General features: G+C 66.5%; 10 protein-coding genes. 8 read left to right on the plus strand and 2 right to left on the minus strand.

Annotation, left to right across the window (positions count from 1 at the left end; all coding sequences use genetic code 11):
• Positions 1 to 5 precede the first annotated feature (5 nt).
• The 5 genes from cysS to K4G53_RS10285 all read left to right on the plus strand — a co-directional run bounded on the left by cysS (position 6) and on the right by K4G53_RS10285 (position 5,617).
• Complete coding sequence (gene cysS, locus K4G53_RS10265) at positions 6 to 1,472, plus strand: cysteine--tRNA ligase (protein WP_221385579.1); 1,467 nt, start codon at positions 6 to 8, stop codon at positions 1,470 to 1,472.
• 105 nt (positions 1,473 to 1,577) lie between these two features.
• Positions 1,578 to 2,567 (plus strand): 23S rRNA (guanosine(2251)-2'-O)-methyltransferase RlmB, encoded by a 990-nt coding sequence (rlmB, locus tag K4G53_RS10270; RefSeq protein ID WP_221385580.1) that lies wholly within the window; start codon positions 1,578 to 1,580, stop codon positions 2,565 to 2,567.
• 88 nt (positions 2,568 to 2,655) lie between these two features.
• Positions 2,656 to 4,764 carry a glycogen debranching protein GlgX gene (glgX, locus tag K4G53_RS10275; protein ID WP_221385581.1) on the plus strand — a complete coding sequence of 703 codons (2,109 nt, stop codon included), beginning with the start codon at positions 2,656 to 2,658 and terminating at the stop codon, positions 4,762 to 4,764.
• A 12-nt stretch (positions 4,765 to 4,776) separates the two neighbouring features.
• Positions 4,777 to 5,253, plus strand: coding sequence for a ribonuclease domain-containing protein (locus tag K4G53_RS10280; RefSeq protein WP_221385582.1), 477 nt, complete (start codon positions 4,777 to 4,779; stop codon positions 5,251 to 5,253).
• A 7-nt stretch (positions 5,254 to 5,260) separates the two neighbouring features.
• The gene (locus K4G53_RS10285) at positions 5,261 to 5,617 is read left to right on the plus strand and encodes a barstar family protein (protein ID WP_221385583.1); all 357 of its coding nucleotides are present in this window, start codon (positions 5,261 to 5,263) and stop codon (positions 5,615 to 5,617) included.
• A 33-nt stretch (positions 5,618 to 5,650) separates the two neighbouring features.
• Here the strand turns inward: K4G53_RS10285 and K4G53_RS10290 are convergent, their stop codons facing one another.
• Positions 5,651 to 7,450: a thiamine pyrophosphate-requiring protein gene (locus tag K4G53_RS10290; RefSeq protein WP_221385584.1), complete on the minus strand. Its 1,800-nt coding sequence runs from the start codon at positions 7,448 to 7,450 to the stop codon at positions 5,651 to 5,653.
• 62 nt (positions 7,451 to 7,512) lie between these two features.
• Positions 7,513 to 10,131 (minus strand): alpha-glucan family phosphorylase, encoded by a 2,619-nt coding sequence (glgP, locus tag K4G53_RS10295; RefSeq protein ID WP_221385585.1) that lies wholly within the window; start codon positions 10,129 to 10,131, stop codon positions 7,513 to 7,515.
• Between the two features lie 191 nt (positions 10,132 to 10,322).
• On the opposite strand from glgP, the gene K4G53_RS10300 reads away from it, so the two are divergent.
• Genes K4G53_RS10300 through K4G53_RS10310 form a run of 3 tightly spaced genes read left to right on the plus strand, consistent with a single transcriptional unit; the run spans position 10,323 to position 17,840 of the window.
• Complete coding sequence (locus K4G53_RS10300) at positions 10,323 to 12,365, plus strand: alpha-1,4-glucan--maltose-1-phosphate maltosyltransferase (protein WP_221385624.1); 2,043 nt, start codon at positions 10,323 to 10,325, stop codon at positions 12,363 to 12,365.
• The gene (treS, locus tag K4G53_RS10305; protein WP_221385586.1) at positions 12,362 to 14,155 is read left to right on the plus strand and encodes a maltose alpha-D-glucosyltransferase; all 1,794 of its coding nucleotides are present in this window, start codon (positions 12,362 to 12,364) and stop codon (positions 14,153 to 14,155) included. The genes K4G53_RS10300 and treS overlap by 4 nt, the downstream gene beginning before the upstream one ends.
• A gap of 1 nt (position 14,156) precedes the next feature.
• On the plus strand, positions 14,157 to 17,840 hold the full coding sequence (locus tag K4G53_RS10310; protein WP_221385587.1) for a 1,4-alpha-glucan branching enzyme: 3,684 nt from the start codon (positions 14,157 to 14,159) through the stop codon (positions 17,838 to 17,840).
• Positions 17,841 to 18,199 lie beyond the last annotated feature (359 nt).

Consider the following 18,199-nt stretch of genomic DNA (forward strand, 5'->3'; position numbering starts at 1 on the left):
GAGCGGTGACCCTGCGCTTCTATGACACTGCCTCCGCCGAAGTCCGGAACTTCGTCCCCCTGGTCGAGGGCAAGGCCAGCCTCTACTACTGCGGGGCCACGGTGCAGGGCATGCCGCATGTGGGCCACATCCGCTCCGCGATCGCCTTCGACCAGCTGACCCGGTGGCTGCAGTACCGCGGGCTGCGCGTAACCGTGGTCCGGAACGTCACGGATATCGACGACAAGATCCTCGCCAAATCCGAGGCGTCCTTCGCGTCGGACTTCAGCCCCGAGCCGGGCGAGGTGCCGCGCGAGGAATGGTGGGCGCTGGCTTACCGCTACGAGCAGGAATTCCTGAAGGCATACGACACCCTGGGCGTTTCCCGTCCCACCTACGAGCCCAGGGCCACCGGGCACATCCCGGAAATGCACGCCCTGATCCAGCAGTTGATCGACCGCGGGCACGCCTACCCGGCACTGGACGACTCCGGCGACGTGTACTTCGACGTCCGTTCCTGGAGCAAGTACGGCGCACTGACCCGGCAGAACATCGAGGACATGCAGGCCGCCCCGGACGCCGACCCCCGGGGGAAGAAGGACCCGCGCGACTTCGCCCTCTGGAAGGGGTCCAAAGCAGGGGAACCTGCCACGGCCAGCTGGGCATCCCCCTGGGGAGCGGGCCGTCCGGGCTGGCACCTTGAATGCTCCGCGATGGTCACCAAGTACCTCGGCACCGAATTCGACATCCACGGCGGCGGCCTGGACCTGCGCTTCCCGCACCACGAAAACGAGATGGCGCAGTCCCAGGCGGCAGGGCACCCGTTCGCCAACTTCTGGATGCACAACGGCATGGTGACCTACGAGGGCGAGAAGATGTCGAAATCCATCGGCAACACCATCAGCCCCGCAGAGATGCTGGAGCTGGCTTCGCCCCGCGTGGTGCGCTACTACCTCGGCCAGGCGCATTACCGCTCCGTGCTGGACTACCGGCCCACTTCCCTCCAGGAAGCCGCGGCCGCCGTCGAGCGCATCGACGGGTTCCTGGCCAAGACCGTGGCGCGCTTCGGCGGCGGGTCCGGGGTCGTCGCCGGGAACTACGGACCGTCCAGCGGGAGCATGCAGGCGTTCGGGGAAGCGATGGACGACGACCTGAACGTCCCGCGTGCCCTGGCGGCACTGCACGAAACCGTCCGGGCCGGAAACACGGCGCTGGCTGACGGCGACGATGAGGCCGCACGGAATGCGATGCATGCCGCCACTGCCATGACGGATGTCCTGGGCCTCAACGCCGTCGCAGGCACGGCAGCGGCGGATACCCGCGAGGCTGAGGCCCTCAGCGTCCTCGTGGAGGCGCAGCTGGCCGCCCGCGCCCAGGCACGGGCGGACAAGGACTGGGCCGCGTCCGATGCCATCCGCGACACCCTCAAGCAGGCCGGGATCGTCGTCGAAGACGGCCCGGACGGTGCCACCTGGAACCTGCGCCGCGACTGAACGCACCCGGGCAGCGGCCGGATCCAGACGCCTTAACCAGTCGATTTTTTCCTGGTCAGTAGACTGGTAGGCAGAGTCAGTCAGCACAATCAAGGGTGGAACATCATGGCCAACAATGGTCGCCGATCGGTTAAAGCGAAGAAGGGCCCAACCATCGGAACCGGGGGCCACGGGCGCAAGGCCCTCGAGGGCAAGGGGCCCACGCCCAAGGCAGAGGACCGCGTCTACCACAAGGCCCACAAAGCCAGGCAGCTGGCTGAACGCTCGGCCGCCAAGCGCAACGCCGGTGCCCGCAGCGCCGGGGCCGGCAAGTCCGGCCCGAAGGGACGCGCCACCGAGGAAGTCGTCACCGGCCGCAACTCCGTGGTGGAGGCACTGCGCGCCGGCATCCCCGCGAAGGCGCTGCACGTGGCCATCCGCATCGAAATGGACGACCGCGTCAAGGAGTCCCTGAAGATCGCCGCCGAACGCGGCATCCCGCTGCTGGAGACCGGCAAACCCGAGCTGGACCGGATGACCGACGACGCCGTGCACCAGGGCCTGGTTCTGCAGATCCCGCCCTACGACTATGCGGACGCCTACGAGCTGGCCGAAGAGACAGTGGACAAGTGGAAGAAGGGGTACGTTGCCAACGCGCCGCTCTTCGTCGCGCTTGACGGCATCACGGATCCCCGGAACCTTGGCGCGATCATCCGCTCCGTCTCCGCCTTCAGCGGCCACGGGGTCATCGTTCCCGAGCGCCGCTCCGTTGGCGTCACCGCCTCAGCCTGGAAGACCAGCGCCGGTGCCGCGGTCCGCGTCCCGGTGGCGCGCGCGGCCAACCTGAACAACGCCCTCAAGCAGTTCAAGGGCATGGGGATCTTCGTGCTGGGGCTCGACGGCGACGGCGACGTTTCACTGCCGGACCTCACCCTGGCGAAGGAACCGGTGTGCATAGTGGTGGGTTCGGAAGGCAAGGGGCTCAGCCGCCTGGTCCGGGAGAACTGCGACCAGATCGTCTCGATCCCGATCGACTCCGCGATGGAATCACTCAACGCTTCCATGGCCGTGGGCATCTCGCTGTACGAGGTTTCCCGGCAGCGCGCCGCAAAGTAGCCCAACTCCCACATAAATTCCACACACCACCCGGCGCCGCAGGGGCGTCCGGGCTGGCCAGATGCCGCTGGCGGCTACTATTTAGGTGATGGTCATGCCGCTTTTCGACACCACGTCCGCCATGGAGGCCTCCACGGCTGTTCCACTTGGCGTGAGCGTTCCGCGCACTGACTCCGGCGGCACCCGCCACCACGCCGGAGGCCGTGCGAACGTGGCCTGCTTCGCCCCCGCCGTTTCCAGCCTGGAGGTCGTGTACTGCCCGCCCGGCGGCAAGTGGCGGGTCCAGGCCCTTCCCAACACCACCGGGGGCGTGCACCACGGCATCGTGGAGGACCTGCCGTACGGTTCGCGCTACGGCTTCCGTCCGGCGCGGGACGGGCAGTCCCTGCCGCTGGCGGTGCCCACCGCGGATGTGGACGGGCCCGGCAACCAGCCCCTGTTGCTGGACCCGTATTGCCACGGCATCGACCAGCGCGACGGCGTCATCACCAGCGTCCGCACGGCCACCGACTTCGACTGGGGTACTGACGATCGCCTGCGCCTGCCGTGGCGCAACACGATCATCTACGAAGCCCATGTCCGCGGACAAAGCATGCTCCATCCGGATGTTCCGGAAGAGCTGCGTGGAACCTATGCGGGGCTGGCACACCCCGCCGTCGTCGAGCACCTCACCAGCCTGGGCGTCACGTCCGTCCAACTCCTGCCGGTTCACTTCCATATCGATGAGCCGCACCTGCAGGACCTCGGGCTCACCAACTACTGGGGCTACAACACTGCTGCGTTCTTTGCCCCGCACCCCGCCTACGCCACCCGGGCCGCCCAGGAAGTGGGCCCCCAGGCAGTCCAAGACGAGTTCAAGGCCATGGTGAAGTCGCTCCACGCGGCCGGGCTGGAGGTCATCCTCGACGTCGTCTACAACCACACTGCCGAAGGCGGTGCCGACGGGCAGGTCCTCAGCTTCCGCGGGCTCGGCGAGGACACGTACTACCGGATGGACAGCCATGGCAGGTATGTGGACACCACCGGCTGCGGCAACAGCCTGGATTTCAGCGAACAGCGCGTGGTCCAGATGGTGGTCGATTCGCTGCGCTACTGGGTGGACGAGTACCACATCGATGGTTTCCGGTTCGACCTCGCCGTCACGCTCTGCCGGAACGCGGAGAACGAATTCGACCCGAAGCACCCCTTCCTCACTGCTGTTGCCGCCGACCCCGTCCTGTCCGACACCAAACTGATCGCCGAGCCATGGGACATTGGCTACGGAGGCTGGCAGACCGGGCGGTTCCCCATCGGCTGGGTGGATTGGAACGACCACTTCCGGGACGCCGTCCGTACGTTCTGGCTGGCCGACCAGGCTTCACTGGCGTCCGGAGGTCATGGCGGCACGATGGCCAGGCTTGCCGATTCCCTGTCCGGCTCCGCCGCCCTCTTCCAGCCATCCGGCCGCTCGCGCCTGGCCTCGGTCAACCTGGTGACCGCCCATGACGGCTTTACCATGAACGACCTCGTGTCCTATGACCGGAAGCACAACGAAGCCAACGGTGAAGAGAACCGCGATGGCCACGGCGACAACCGCAGCTACAACCACGGGGTGGAGGGGCCCACGGAGAACGGCGCAATTTTGGCCAGGCGTGCCCAGTCCCGCCGCAACCTGATGGCGTCGCTGATGGTCTCGCTCGGTGTCCCCATGATCACGGCCGGGGACGAACTGGCAAGGACGCAGCAGGGAAACAACAACGCCTACTGCCAGGACAACGCCATCACCTGGCTGGACTGGACGCTGACCCCGGAGGCGCACGAGATGCTGCGCAGCACAAAGCGGTACATCCGGCTGCGCAAGGAGTTCCTTGCGGCGCAGCCACGGGACTTTCCGGTACGGGACGAACAGTCCTACCTCCACTGGTTCGACCAGGACGGGCACCCCATGTCCGCCGACCGCTGGAACGATCCCCATCACCGGGTGATGCAGCTCCTGCTCGGATCCGGGAACGGCGACCTGGCGGGCCTGGTGGTGGTGAACGGCGGCGCCTCGGACGTGCAGGTCACCCTGCCCCGCGCGGTCCAGGGTTCCTCCCCCCGCACCTACGAGCTTCGGTTGACCACGTCGCCGCTGCACAAGTTGCGCCAGGGGACCGAGGTGCTGTCCGGGGAAAAGGATCTCGTGGAAGCCCAGTCCATCAGCATCTACCGGACCTAGGCCGGCCTGCCAGTGCATAACCGCTCCGTCCGTACCCTCTTGCTGGCTGCCCTGGTGGTGGCAGCCCTGCTCGCCTTCGGCGGGACCGGCCTGGGGACCAGCCTCCTTGACCAATTCGGCCAAGGGCACGCGGGGCAAGGACAACAGAGCCAGGGCACGACGCCGGGCGCCACTTCCAGCCCGGCCCGCGCCGCCAACCCGTCCAGCCTGCCGGAAATCCGGGAATCGGACCTGCCGGCGGAGGGGCGGAAGGTCCTGGCCCTGATCCGGTCCGGCGGCCCCTTTGCCTACAGCCAGGACGACCAGGCCTTCGGCAACTTCGAACGGGTCCTGCCGCAGCGGAACAGGGGGTACTACCGCGAATACACGGTTCCCACGCCGGGCGAATCCGACCGGGGTGCCCGCCGCATCGTGGCCGGCGGGGGCGGGGAAAAGTACTACACGGCAGACCACTACGAAACGTTCAAGTACATAGCGGAAGGCAGCTAGCACAACCATGAAGATTTTCTCCGGCGACACCTGGACCCTGGAAGAGTTGCAGGAACAGGTGGCCGACGCCGGCCGGCGCAGCCTCGTGGTCCCGCCCGCGGACAGCAAGCGGGCCGTCCTGGAAACCTTCGGCGAGGTCCTCAGCTTCCCGGAGCACTATGGGGTGAACCTGGATGCCCTGAACGATTCACTCCACGACTTCGCGGACAGCATCACCGACAACGGCAACCCTCCCGTCACCGTGCTGTGGCAGGTGGCTGCTCCGTTCCGCGCCGACAGGTCGTTCGGCATCATCTGCGAAATCCTGCAGGACGCCGAGCGCTACGCCGGCAAGGACCTGGCCGTGACCGCCGTCCTGCTCTAGGAGCGCGTCCGGCTGAAGGCCACGGGGGAGGAGTCAGGCCTGCTTGCGCTCCTCCTGCGAAGCGTAGGTGTCCAGCAACGCGGCGGCCCGGCCGCCGTCGTCCTCCGCTGCCAGGCCCTTGCGCATGCTCTCCGCCTTCTCCCGGCCCGCGGGAAACGGCGGAAGCAGCGGCACCTCGGGGTCGGTCAGCACCTCGATCACCACGGGACTGTCCGCGGCGAAGGCCTCCTCCCAGGCAGCGCCGATGTCCTCCGGATCTTCCACGCGGATGCCGCGGAGCCCCAGCAGGTCCGCATAGCCGGCAAAGGGAAAATCGGGAAGCTGCTGGCTGTCGGCGAACCGCGGTTCGCCCTCGGACTCGCGCTGCTCCCACGTGACCTCGGTCAGCTCACGGTTGTTGAAGACGCACACCACGAACCGCGGATCCTGCCACTGCTGCCAGCGGTGCGCCACGGTCACCAGTTCGGCCAGGCCGGACATCTGCATGGCACCGTCCCCGGCCAAGGCCACCAGCGGCAGGTCGGGCCTGGCCAGCTTGGCGGCGAGGCCGTACGGGATGGCGCATCCCATGCTGGCCAGCGTCCCGGACAGGTGCACGGGCACGCCGGGCGGCAAGATCAGTTGCCGGGCATACCAGTACACGCAGCTGCCGACGTCGATACTCACCTGGGCGTCCGCCGGGAGCCGGCCGTTGAGCTCGCGGACCACCCGTTCCGGGTTGACGGGGCTGGCAGGAACAGCGGCGCGGTCGGCGGCGAGGATGCGCCAGCGGCTGACCTGTTCCTCCACGTCGGAGCGCCATTGGCTGCGCGGACGGTGTTCGAGCCTGCTGTTCAAGGCTTCCAGGGCGGAGCCGGCGTCCCCGGCCAGGCCCACTTCCACCGGGTAGCGGTTGCCGATCTTTTTCTCGTCGATGTCGATCTGCACGGCGCGGGCCGCGCCGGGCGGCGGATAAAACTCGGTCCAGGGGTCGTTGGAGCCCACGATGAGCAGGGCATCGCAGTTGCCCAGGAGGTGCGCACTTGCGGTGGTGCCCAGGTGGCCCATCGTGCCGACGGCAAACGGCAGGTTCTCGTCGACATAGGGCTTGCCCAGCAGGCTGGTGGCAATCCCGGCCTGGAGTTTCTCCGCCACTGCAACGACTTCCTGTCCGGCCCGGCGCGCACCCTGTCCCACCAGGAGGGCAACACGCTCTGCCGAGTTCAGGAGCGCAGCGGCGGCGTCCAGGTCCTCGTCCCGCGGCGTCTTGGCCGCGGCACTCCAGGACGGTGCCGTCACCACGATCCCGTGCTGCTGCTCCAGCCCGGGTGCGGGTGCTGACTGTATGTCGTGGGGGACGATCACCACGCAGGGCGACGAGGTGGCCTTCGCAGTCCTGAAGGCACGGTCCAGAACCATGGGAACCTGCTCGGGCGCGCTGACCAGCTGCACGAACTGCGACGCCACGTCCTTGAACAGGGCGGGAAGGTCGATCTCCTGCATGTAGGCGGACCCCAGCACGGTGCGGCTCTGCTGGCCCACGATCGCCACCACCGGAACGCCGTCCAGCTTGGCGTCATAGAGCCCGTTGAGCAGGTGCACGGCGCCAGGACCCTGGGTGGACGTCACCACGCCCACGCCACCGGTGTACTTCGCGTGGCCAACCGCCATGAACGCCGCGGTTTCCTCGTGCCGGGCCTGGACGAACTCAACCTGCCCTTCGGTGCTGCCCTCAGTCCTGCGGAGCGCACCCATGAAGCCGTTGATGCCGTCACCGCTGTATCCGAAGACGCGGTTCACTCCCCAGGTCCTGAGCCGCTCCACGATGGCGTCGGCCACGGTACGTTCGGTCATGGTGTCCTCCTGCGTCGGGGTTGGTGCCCTGCCTGCAGGAGCCTTACCCACCGGAGCGGCGCCTAAGCGTTGACGATCAGTCCGAGCTCGGCCTTGGAAGCCAGGGCGTCGTGCCGCGGGAGGACCCGGACGGTGTAGCCGAAAGGCCCGGAACGGTCGATCACCAGGGAACCGCTGAACAGGTGGCGGCCGCTGCCCAAATGTTCCTGGACCTTCAGCTCCATCATGGTGATGTCGGCCAGGGTGTCATTCTCCTCAGCCTTCCCGTATGCCACTTCCACGCAGACGTCCTCCGGGGTCAGCGCATTGAGGGCCACGTACGCGTTGACCTGGAGGGTGTCACCGATCTGCGGGTCCTCGGACACGCCCACCGAATCCACGTGTTCCACATGGATCTGGGGCCAGGCGGCACGCACCTTCGCGGACCAGGCGGCCAGGGCCCGCGCCTGCGCGTAGGAGTTCGCGGTGGCACTGCGTCCCGCCTCTGCCGCGGGGCGGTAGAGGATGTTCACGTAGTCGCGGAGCATGCGTTCGGCGGAGACTGCGGGGCCGAGGTGGGACAGAGTGTGCTTGATCATGGACACCCAGTGCGTGGGGACCTTCTCGCTCCTGGTGGTCGACGGGCCGGCCGCGCCTGCCGCCTCGGACACGGTGCTTCCGTAGAAGCGCGGCGCCACCTGCGTTTCGAGCAGCTCGTACAGCGCCGCCGCCTCGATGTCGTCCCGCTCCTCGGGGGACGCGTCGTTGTTGGCGGTGGGGATCGCCCAGCCGTTCTCGCCGTCGTACATCTCATCCCACCAGCCGTCCAGGACGGAGAGGTTCAGCGAACCGTTCAGCGCCGCCTTCATGCCGGACGTGCCGCAGGCCTCCAACGGCCGCAGCGGGTTGTTCAGCCAGACGTCGCAGCCGGGGAACAGCGTCCTGGCCATGGCGATGTCGTAGTTTGGCAGGAACGCGATCCGGTGGCGGACCTCGGGGTCGTCCGTGAACCGCACCAGCTCCTGGATCATCTTTTTCCCGGCGTCGTCCGCAGGGTGCGACTTTCCGGCGATGACCAGCTGGATGGGGTGGTCCTTGTGCAGGAGCAGTGCCTTCAGCCGCGCCGGCTCGCGCAGCATCAGGGTGAGCCGCTTGTAGGTGGGCACCCGGCGGGCAAACCCGATGGTCAGGACGTCCGGGTCCAGGACGCTGTCTGTCCAGCCGAGCTCGGCATCGGCGGCACCGCGCTTCTTCCACGCTGCCCGGAGCCTGCGCCGGACATCCTCCACCAGCGCTGCCCGCATCTCGCGGCGAAGCGCCCACACGTCGGCGTCGCTGACGTTGTAGGCGAGGTCCCATTTACCCAGCGCTTCCGCTTCGCTGCCGAACTGGTCCCGGGCGAGCTTGGAGATGCGGCTGTCCACCCAGGTGGGCACGTGCACGCCGTTGGTCACCGAGGTGATGGGAACCTCGGAATGGTCAAAGCCCGGCCACAGAGCGGAGAACATGCTGCGGGACACCTCGCCGTGGAGCTTGGCAACGCCGTTGGCACGCTGGGCCAGCCGCAGGCCCATCACGGCCATGTTGAAGACTGACGGGTTGCCGTCCGCATAGTTCTCCCGGCCCAGTTCCAGGATCCGGTCCACCGGCACGTCCGGCGCCAGGCCGGCCTGGAAGAAGTGGCTGATCTGGGCGATCTCGAACCTGTCGATGCCCGCCGGCACCGGGGTGTGCGTGGTGAACACAGTAGAGGCGCGCCCGGCGGCGAGGGCTTCGTCGAAGGTCAGCGGCTGCTCCCCGGACATGAGTTCCTGGATGCGCTCGATCCCCAGGAAACCGGCGTGCCCCTCATTGGTGTGGAACACCTCCGGGGCGGCGCAGCCAGTCAGTTTCTGGAAGGCGCGCAGGGCCTTCACGCCGCCCATGCCCAGCAGCAGCTCCTGCTGAAGCCTGTGGTCCCCGCCGCCGCCGTAGAGCCGGTCGGTAATACTGCGGGCGGCGTCATCGTTGCCCGGAACGTTGGAGTCAAGGAGGAGCAGGGGGACACGCCCGACGTCGGCACGCCAGATGTGTGCCAGAAGCCGCCTGCCGTTGGGCAGGGGGAGCGAGATCTGCAGCGCCTTGCCGTTGCCGTCGGGGGAGGGCTCGCGGAGCAGGGTGAGGGGCAGCCCGTCAGGGTCCAGGACAGGGTAGGTCTCCTGCTGCCAGGCGTCCCGGGAGAGGGACTGCTTGAAGTAGCCGGCCTGGTACAGCAGGCCCACGCCGATCAGCGGCACGCCCAGGTCCGAAGCGGCCTTCAGGTGGTCGCCGGCCAGGATGCCCAGGCCGCCGGAGTACTGGGGGAGGACTTCGGTGATGCCGAACTCGGGGGAGAAATAGGCAATGGAGGCCGGCGCGTCGGGACCCAGCCCCTGGTACCAGCGCGGCTCGTCGAGGTACCGGTCAAGGTCCTGTTCCGCCGCCCGCACCCGGTCCACCACCGACTGGTCCGCCGCAAGCTGCTGGAACTCCTCACGGCTGACCATGCCCAGGAAACCGATGGGGTCCTGCCCGCTTTCCTCCCAGAGGCGCGGGTTCAGGCCAGCGAACAGTTCGCGGGTGGGGCGGTGCCAGGACCACCGCAAATTGCTGGCCAGCCGGGCAAGCGGCCGAATGGGCTCAGGGAGGACTGTACGGACCGTAAACCTGCGGATTGCCTTCACCTGCGTCACACTAACCGACAACCTGCCTGCCGGGAACCAGCATTGGGTTTCTTTTGGGTAAATGACCGGGGCATGAAGAAAATGGCGGGCGGCACGGCGAAATTGATGAGCAGCCTTAGCAATCTTCGCCGTTTCTCGCTAACGTCGAGCCTGTGACGACTAACTCAGGAACCAGTGCCGCATCAACCAAAATGCTCCAGCGCCGCATCACCGAGGGTCTGCGGTTCGGGCGTTTTCCCATCACCGCCGTGCAGCCCGTCGTCGAGGGCGGCAGGTTTCCGGCCAAGGCAGTGCCGGGGGAGGGCATCGTTGTCGGTGCCACCGCCTTCCGCGAAGGCCATGACCAGCTCGGCGTCAGCGCCGTGCTTTTGGATCCAGCCGGAGCCGAGCGCCAGCGTGTACGGCTCGCGCCGCCCCGCGGGGAACGAGGCATGGGCACGGACCGCTGGGAAGGCATCCTCACGCCGTCGGAAACCGGCAACTGGTCCTTTGTCATCGAAGCCTGGCATGACCGCTACGGAACCTGGCATCACAATGCCGAGGTGAAGATCGATGCGGGCATCGACGTCGAACTCATGCTCGCCGAAGGTGCCAAGCTGCTGGCCGACGCAGCGCAGGAGGACTTCCGCAGCGAAGCGGACCGGGAAACGCTCCGCCACGCCGCCGACGTCCTGGCCGACCAGTCCCGCGGCACGGAAGAACGGCTCGCAGCCGGGTTCAGCCAGGAGATTGCCGGCATCGTTGACCGCGAGCCCATCCGTGAGCTCGTCACTGTCTCCGAAGAGTTCCCCCTGCTGGTGGAGCGGGACCGCGCCGGCCGCGGCGCCTGGTACGAGTTCTTCCCCCGGTCCGAAGGCGCCGTCAAGGACCACACCACCGGCGCCTGGACCTCCGGCAACTTCCGCACCGCCGCCAAGCGGCTCGACGCCGTGGCCGCCATGGGATTCGACGTCCTCTACATGCCGCCCATTCACCCCATCGGCGTGCAGCACCGCAAGGGACCCAACAACACGCTGGTGGCCGGCCCCAACGACCCCGGTTCGCCCTGGGCCATCGGTGCCAAGGAGGGTGGCCACGACGCCATCCATCCCGACCTCGGGTCCTTCGACGATTTCGACGCCTTCGTGGCGCGGGCCAATGAACTTGGCCTCGAGGTTGCCCTGGACCTTGCCCTCCAGGCGGCACCGGACCACCCCTGGGTGCAGTCCCACCCCGAGTGGTTCACCACGCGCGTGGACGGCAGTATTGCGTATGCGGAAAATCCGCCCAAGAAGTACCAGGACATTTATCCGCTCAATTTCGATAATGACCCTGAAGGGCTTTCCCGCGAAATTCTCCGGATTGTGCTGCTCTGGGTCAGCCACGGGGTAAAGATATTCCGGGTCGATAACCCGCACACCAAACCGGTGTGGTTCTGGGAATGGCTTATTGCGGAAGTCAATAAAGAAGTTCCCGGCGTCGTCTTCCTGGCCGAAGCCTTCACCCGGCCGGCCATGATGCACGCACTGGGCAGGGCCGGCTTCCAGCAGTCCTACACCTACTTCACCTGGCGCAACACAAAGAAGGAGATCGAGGCCTACTTTAACGAAGTCAGCCACGAGTCCCCGGCATTCTTCCGACCCAACTTCTTTGTGAACACGCCGGATATCCTCACCGAGTACCTGCAGTACGGCGGCCCCGCCGCGTTCCGGGTCAGGGCCGTCCTTGCCTCCACGGGCAGCCCGCTGTGGGGCGTCTACGCCGGCTACGAACTGTACGAGCACGTGGCCCGGCCGGGCGCCGAGGAGTACATCGACAACGAGAAGTTCGAATACAAGCACCGCGACTGGGACGCCGCCTCTGAATCCGGCCGCACCCTGGCTCCCTACATCACCCGGCTGAACCACATCCGCCGGGACCACCCCGCGCTGCTGGACCTGCAGAACCTCACGGTCCACCAGAGCACGGATGAGTCCACAGTGGTGTACTCCAAGCACAAGACGCTGCCCGACGGGTCCAAGGACACCCTCATCGTGGTGGTCAACGTGGACCCGCACGTCACTAAGGAATGCAGCGTGGCCCTGGACCTGGCGGCCCTGGAACTGGATCCGCAGGACCTCACGCCGGGCGGCGGCTTCTACGTGGATGACCTGATCTCCGGCCAAAGCTGGGAGTGGGGCGAGTACAACTACGTGCGCCTTGACCCGCACGTGGAGCCGGCCCACATCCTGAGCGTGAGGAGAATGCATTCGTGAATTTCAATCCGCAAAGTTCCGGCCATTTCACTCCCAAGAACACATTCGAGCTCAATGCACCCGGCCTCCAGCATGATCCGCTGTGGTACCGGAAGGCCGTGTTCTACGAGGTGCTGGTCAGGGCCTTCGCGGATGCCAACGGCGATGGGTCCGGAGATTTCTCCGGGCTCATCGACCGGCTGGATTACCTTCAGTGGCTGGGCGTGGACTGCCTTTGGCTGCCGCCGTTCTTCCAGTCGCCCCTGCGGGATGGTGGCTACGACATCTCGGACTACAACTCGGTCCTGGATGAGTTCGGCACCATCAGCGACTTCAAGCGACTGGTGGCCGAAGCCCACGCCCGTGGCGTGCGGGTCATCATCGACCTGCCGCTGAACCACACCTCCGACCAGCACCCCTGGTTCCAGGAATCCCGGAAGGATCCGGACGGGCCCTTCGGTGACTTCTACGTCTGGAGCGACACCGACGAGAAATACCAGGACGCCCGCATCATCTTCGTGGACACGGAGGAATCGAACTGGACCTTCGATCCCATCCGCCGCCAGTTCTTCTGGCACCGGTTCTTCAGCCACCAGCCTGACCTGAACTTCGAAAACCCCAAGGTCATCGACGCGCTCTTCGACGTCGTCCGGTTTTGGCTGGACCAGGGCATCGACGGGTTCCGGGCTGATGCCATTCCCTACCTCTACGAGGAGGAAGGCACCAACTGCGAGAACCTCCCGGCCACCCACGAGTTCCTCCGCCAACTGCGCGCCATGGTGGACGAAAGCTATCCAGGCCGGGTCATCATCGCCGAAGCCAACCAGCCGCCCAACGAGGTGGTGGAGTACTTCGGCACCGAAGATGAACCCGAATGCCACATGGCGTTCCACTTCCCGATCATGCCGCGCCTGTACTACGCGCTCCGGGACCAGAAGGCCGCACCCATCATCGAGACCATGCGCGACACCCCGGATATCCCGGAGGGTGCGCAGTGGGGCACGTTCCTGCGCAACCATGACGAACTGACCCTCGAAATGGTCACGGCCGATGAACGCGCAGCCATGCTCGGCTGGTACGCGCCGGACCCGCGCATGCGTGCGAACATCGGCATCCGGCGCCGCCTGGCCCCGCTGCTGGACAACTCCCGGGCGGAGATCGAGTTGATCAACGCCCTGCTCCTCTCGCTACCGGGCAGCCCGTTCCTGTATTACGGGGACGAGATCGGCATGGGAGACAACATCTGGCTTGAAGACCGCGACGCGGTCCGCACCCCCATGCAGTGGAACCCGGACCGGAATGCAGGCTTCTCGAACGCCGACCCCGGCAAGCTTTACCTGCCGCCCATCCAGTCGCTGGTGTACAACTACAGCATGGCCAACGTGGAAGCCGAGGCTGCCCATTCGGGTTCGCTGCTGCGCTGGACCCGGCAGATCCTCAGCGTCCGCAAGAACCACCCAGCGTTCGGCCTGGGCGGATTCAAGCATGTTGAAGCAGACCACGACGCCGTGCTGGCGTACCTCCGCGAGCTTCCGGACAACAACCCTGCCGGTGCCGCCGGCGAAAGCGTCCTCTGCGCCTTCAACCTCTCCCAGCACCCCGTCGCTGCCAGGCTGCGCGTCCCCGACTACGCCGGGCGCGGCCTGCGTGACGTTTTCGGCGGCCAGCCGTTCCCCGGCATCAATGACGACGGGAGCCTGACCCTGACACTGGGAAGCCACGACTTCTTCTGGCTCCGCGTCAGGTCCGCGGCGTCCAACCCGTCCTCGCCCTACACCCAGGCCATGCCCATCCTGTCGATAGAGAACTGAGATGAACCAGCCAATCCTCACTCCCGCCCTGACCGCGCTGCTCAAGGAATGGCTGCCCCGGCAGCGATGGTTCCCCGTCAAGTCTCCCGACTTCCAAATGTCCCAGGCAGGCAGCCTGGGCCTGGAAGATCCCACCGGCCACGCCGCGCTGGCAGTCTTCCTGCTGGACGTCACCACGGAAGCGCCCGACGGCGGCACGCGGACTGCGGTGGTCCAGGTCCCCCTCAGCTTCCGCCCGGCACCCGCGGGCGGCATGGAGCGCGCGCTCGTCGGGGAAGCCGCGGGAACAGACCCGTCCCGCCCCTGGGTTTACGACGCAGTGCACGACCCCGAATTCGTGGGCGCCTGGCTGGAACTGATCCGGCAGGAGGAAAAGGCACCGAACGGAAGCGCCAGGGGGTACCGCGTAGAGGGCCCCTACCGCCTGCCCACAGCCAAGGGCGTGGTGAAGGTCCTGAGCGGTGAGCAGTCGAACAGTTCCGTCATTGTTGACGACGGCGAATCGGCGGCGATGGTGAAGTTCTTCCGTGTGCTTTCGGACGGCACAAACCCCGAAATCGAAGTCGGGGCAGCGCTGACCAAGGCCGGCACTGCTGAAGTTCCGGCCACCCTCGGCTGGGTCCGCGGCGAGTGGCTGGCCAAAGCCGGCAACGGCCAGGGCACCAAGCCTGTCCAGGGCGAATTGGCGGTGGCCCACGAGTTCCTTGTCGGCGGCCGCGACGCTTGGCGGTTGGCCGTCGATGCGGCCCGCTCGGGAACCGACTTCACCTCGGAGGCAAGAGCCCTGGGTGCGGCCACCGCCACCGTTCACCGTCGCCTCGCGGAAACGCTGGGGCAATCGGCCGGGACGGGAACTGGACCGTCAGTGGGGCAGGCTGTTGCCCAGCGGGTCCGCAGCGCATGGGCGGAAGCCCGTTCCGCCGTCGGCCCCTATGACCAGGCGCTGGACGCCCTGCTGGAAGGCCTCGATGCCGCACCCGGCAGCCCCCTCCAGCGCATCCACGGCGACCTCCATCTCGGCCAGATCCTCCAGGTCACCGGGCAAACGGGCGACCAGTCCCGCTGGGCCATCCTCGATTTCGAGGGTGAACCGCTGCGGCCCATCGCCGAGCGGAACGTGCCGGACGTGCCCCTGCGCGACGTCGTGGGCATGCTGCGGTCGTTCGACTATGCGGCCGGTGCGGCCCAGCGTGAGCAGGAGGGCGCCCAGGTTCCGGATTCCTGGGTGGACGACTGCGCCGACGCCTTCCTCGAGGGTTATTCGGGGGTCATTCCGGGTACGGTTGACCGGACCTCGCCCCTGTTTGTGGCATTGTGGCTGGACAAGGCGCTGTACGAAGTTGTTTATGAAATGCGTAACAGGCCCGACTGGCTGGCGATCCCAGTGAACGCCGCCAGGCGGCTTTTGAGCGGTAACGGCACCGGCGATCAGGTCGGTGCAGCATCGGAAGGTAACGAAATGACAGGCTCAGCACGAACTGACCGCCCGGGGGTGCCGCTGCACGTGGATGAAGGCACCCTGGGCCGGATCGCAAACGGCGAACACCATGCCCCCCATTCAGTCCTGGGCGCGCACCTCGATGACTACGGTCATGTCACCATCCGCACCGTGAAGCACCTCGCTGACGCGGTCACCGTCGTCACCGCCGGCGGCGAGGTTCCCATGCAGCACGAAGCGCACGGGGTGTGGGTGGCAGTGCTTGAACCGCCGCAGCAGGGCCATGTTCCCGACTACCGGCTTTCCGTCACCTACCCCGGGAAGGACCCGGTCACGGTGGACGAGCCGTACCGCTACCTGCCGACGGTGGGTGAGGTGGACCTGCACCTGATCGGCGAGGGCCGGCACGAGAAACTCTGGGAAGTCCTGGGCGCCCACGTGCAGCACTACAAGTCTTCGATGGGGGACGTTGACGGTGTCTCGTTCGCTGTCTGGGCGCCGAACGCGCAGGCAGTCCGGGTCAAGGGCGACTTCAACGCCTGGGACGGACGCGAACACTCGATGCGCTCGCTGGGGTCGTCCGGGGTCTGGGAAGTCTTCCTCCCGGGGGTTACGGCAGGGGCATGCTACAAATTCGAAATCCTGACCCGGGGCGGGTACTGGGTGGAGAAGGCCGACCCCCTGGCATTCAACACCGAGGTGCCGCCGCTGACGGCGTCGCGCGTGGTGGAACGCTCCTACGCGTTCAAGGACGACGAATGGATGGCGGCCCGGGCCAAGCGTGACCCGCACAACTCCGCGATGAGCGTCTACGAGGTGCACCTGGGGTCCTGGCGACTGGGGCTCGGCTACCGCGAACTCGCCAAGGAACTGGTGGAGTACGTGAAGTGGCTTGGCTTCACCCACGTGGAATTCATGCCCGTGGCCGAGCACCCGTTCGGCGGCTCCTGGGGTTACCAGGTCACGTCGTACTACGCCCCGACCTCCAGGTTCGGCCACCCGGATGAGTTCCGCTACCTGGTGGACACCCTCCACCAGGCCGGGATCGGCGTCCTGCTGGACTGGGTGCCCGCGCACTTCCCCAAGGACTCGTGGGCCCTGGCAAAGTTCGACGGCGAGGCCCTCTACGAGCACTCCGACCCGGCCCTCGGCGAGCACCCCGACTGGGGCACGCTGATCTTCGACTTCGGACGTACCGAGGTGCGGAACTTCCTGGTGGCGAACGCGCTCTACTGGCTGGACGAGTTCCACATCGATGGCCTGCGCGTGGACGCCGTGGCGTCCATGCTTTACCTCGACTACTCGCGCCAGGAAGGCCAGTGGCGGCCCAACCGCTTCGGCGGCCGGGAGAACCTTGAGGCCATCTCCTTCCTCCAGGAAGTCAACGCGACGGTCTACAAGACGCACCCGGGTGCCGTCATGATCGCGGAGGAATCCACTGCATTCCCCGGCGTCACTGCCCCCACCAGCCACGGCGGACTGGGCTTCGGCCTGAAATGGAACATGGGCTGGATGCACGATTCGCTCAAGTACGCCTCCGAGGACCCGGTCAACCGTAAGTGGCACCACGGCACGGTCACGTTCTCGCTGGTGTACGCGTTCACGGAGAACTTCCTGCTGCCCATCAGCCACGATGAAGTAGTCCACGGCAAGGGTTCCATGCTGCGCAAGATGCCGGGCGACCGCTGGCAGCAGCTGGCCAACCTCCGCGCCTTCCTCGCCTACCAGTGGGCGCACCCCGGCAAGCAGCTCATCTTCATGGGCACCGAATTCGGCCAGGAAGCGGAGTGGTCCGAGCAGCACGGCCTGGACTGGTGGCTCGCGGACATCCCCGCACACAAGGGCCTGCAGCTGCTGACCAAGGACCTTAACGAGCTGTACAAGGCGACGCCGGCCCTGTACACCCAGGACAATGTTCCGGCCGGGTTCCAATGGATCAACGGGGGAGACGCGGACAGGAATGTCCTGTCGTTCATCCGCTGGGGTGCCGACGGCGACCCGATCGTCTGCGCCATCAACTTCTCGGGCGCCCCGCATGTGGGCTACACCCTGGGAGTGCCGGTTTCCGGTCTTTGGACAGAGGTCCTCAACACGGACCACGCCACCTACGGCGGGTCCGGCGTCCTCAACGCGGGCGAACTGAAGGCCACCGACGTTGGGCAGGACGGCCAGCCGGCAACGTTGACCGTTACGCTTCCCCCGCTGGGAGCTTCGTTCTTCAAGCCCGGAGCTTCGGCCGGAAGCTGACGGCGGGCTGGAACACCTCCGTCTTCAGGACAGTAGAAAGCCTGGGATCCCCCGTGATTCCGGGCTTTTTGCTGTCCTGAGGACGACCGGGGGAGGAGTCCCCGAGCCTGGATTGGCCATCCCGGAAGAGTGGTGGTAGAGTTTATTTCCGCGCTGATCCACGAAGTCAGACGGAAAACCGGAACCCCAAGCATCTCGCTGAGGAAGTTCGCGGTGGCCGGTTTGACAAGCTGGAAGTCAGCGGGTAAGTTTGGAAAGTTGCTCCGGAGCGATCCTGAATGTTTGGTTTGGGTGGTGCCGGGTGTGTCTGTTGTTTGAGAACTCAATAGTGTGCCATGTTTGTTGATACCGATTTTTTA

It is taken from the genome of Arthrobacter sp. MAHUQ-56 (genome assembly GCF_019710585.1).
In the GTDB taxonomy this organism is placed as follows: Bacteria; Actinomycetota; Actinomycetes; order Actinomycetales; family Micrococcaceae; genus Arthrobacter.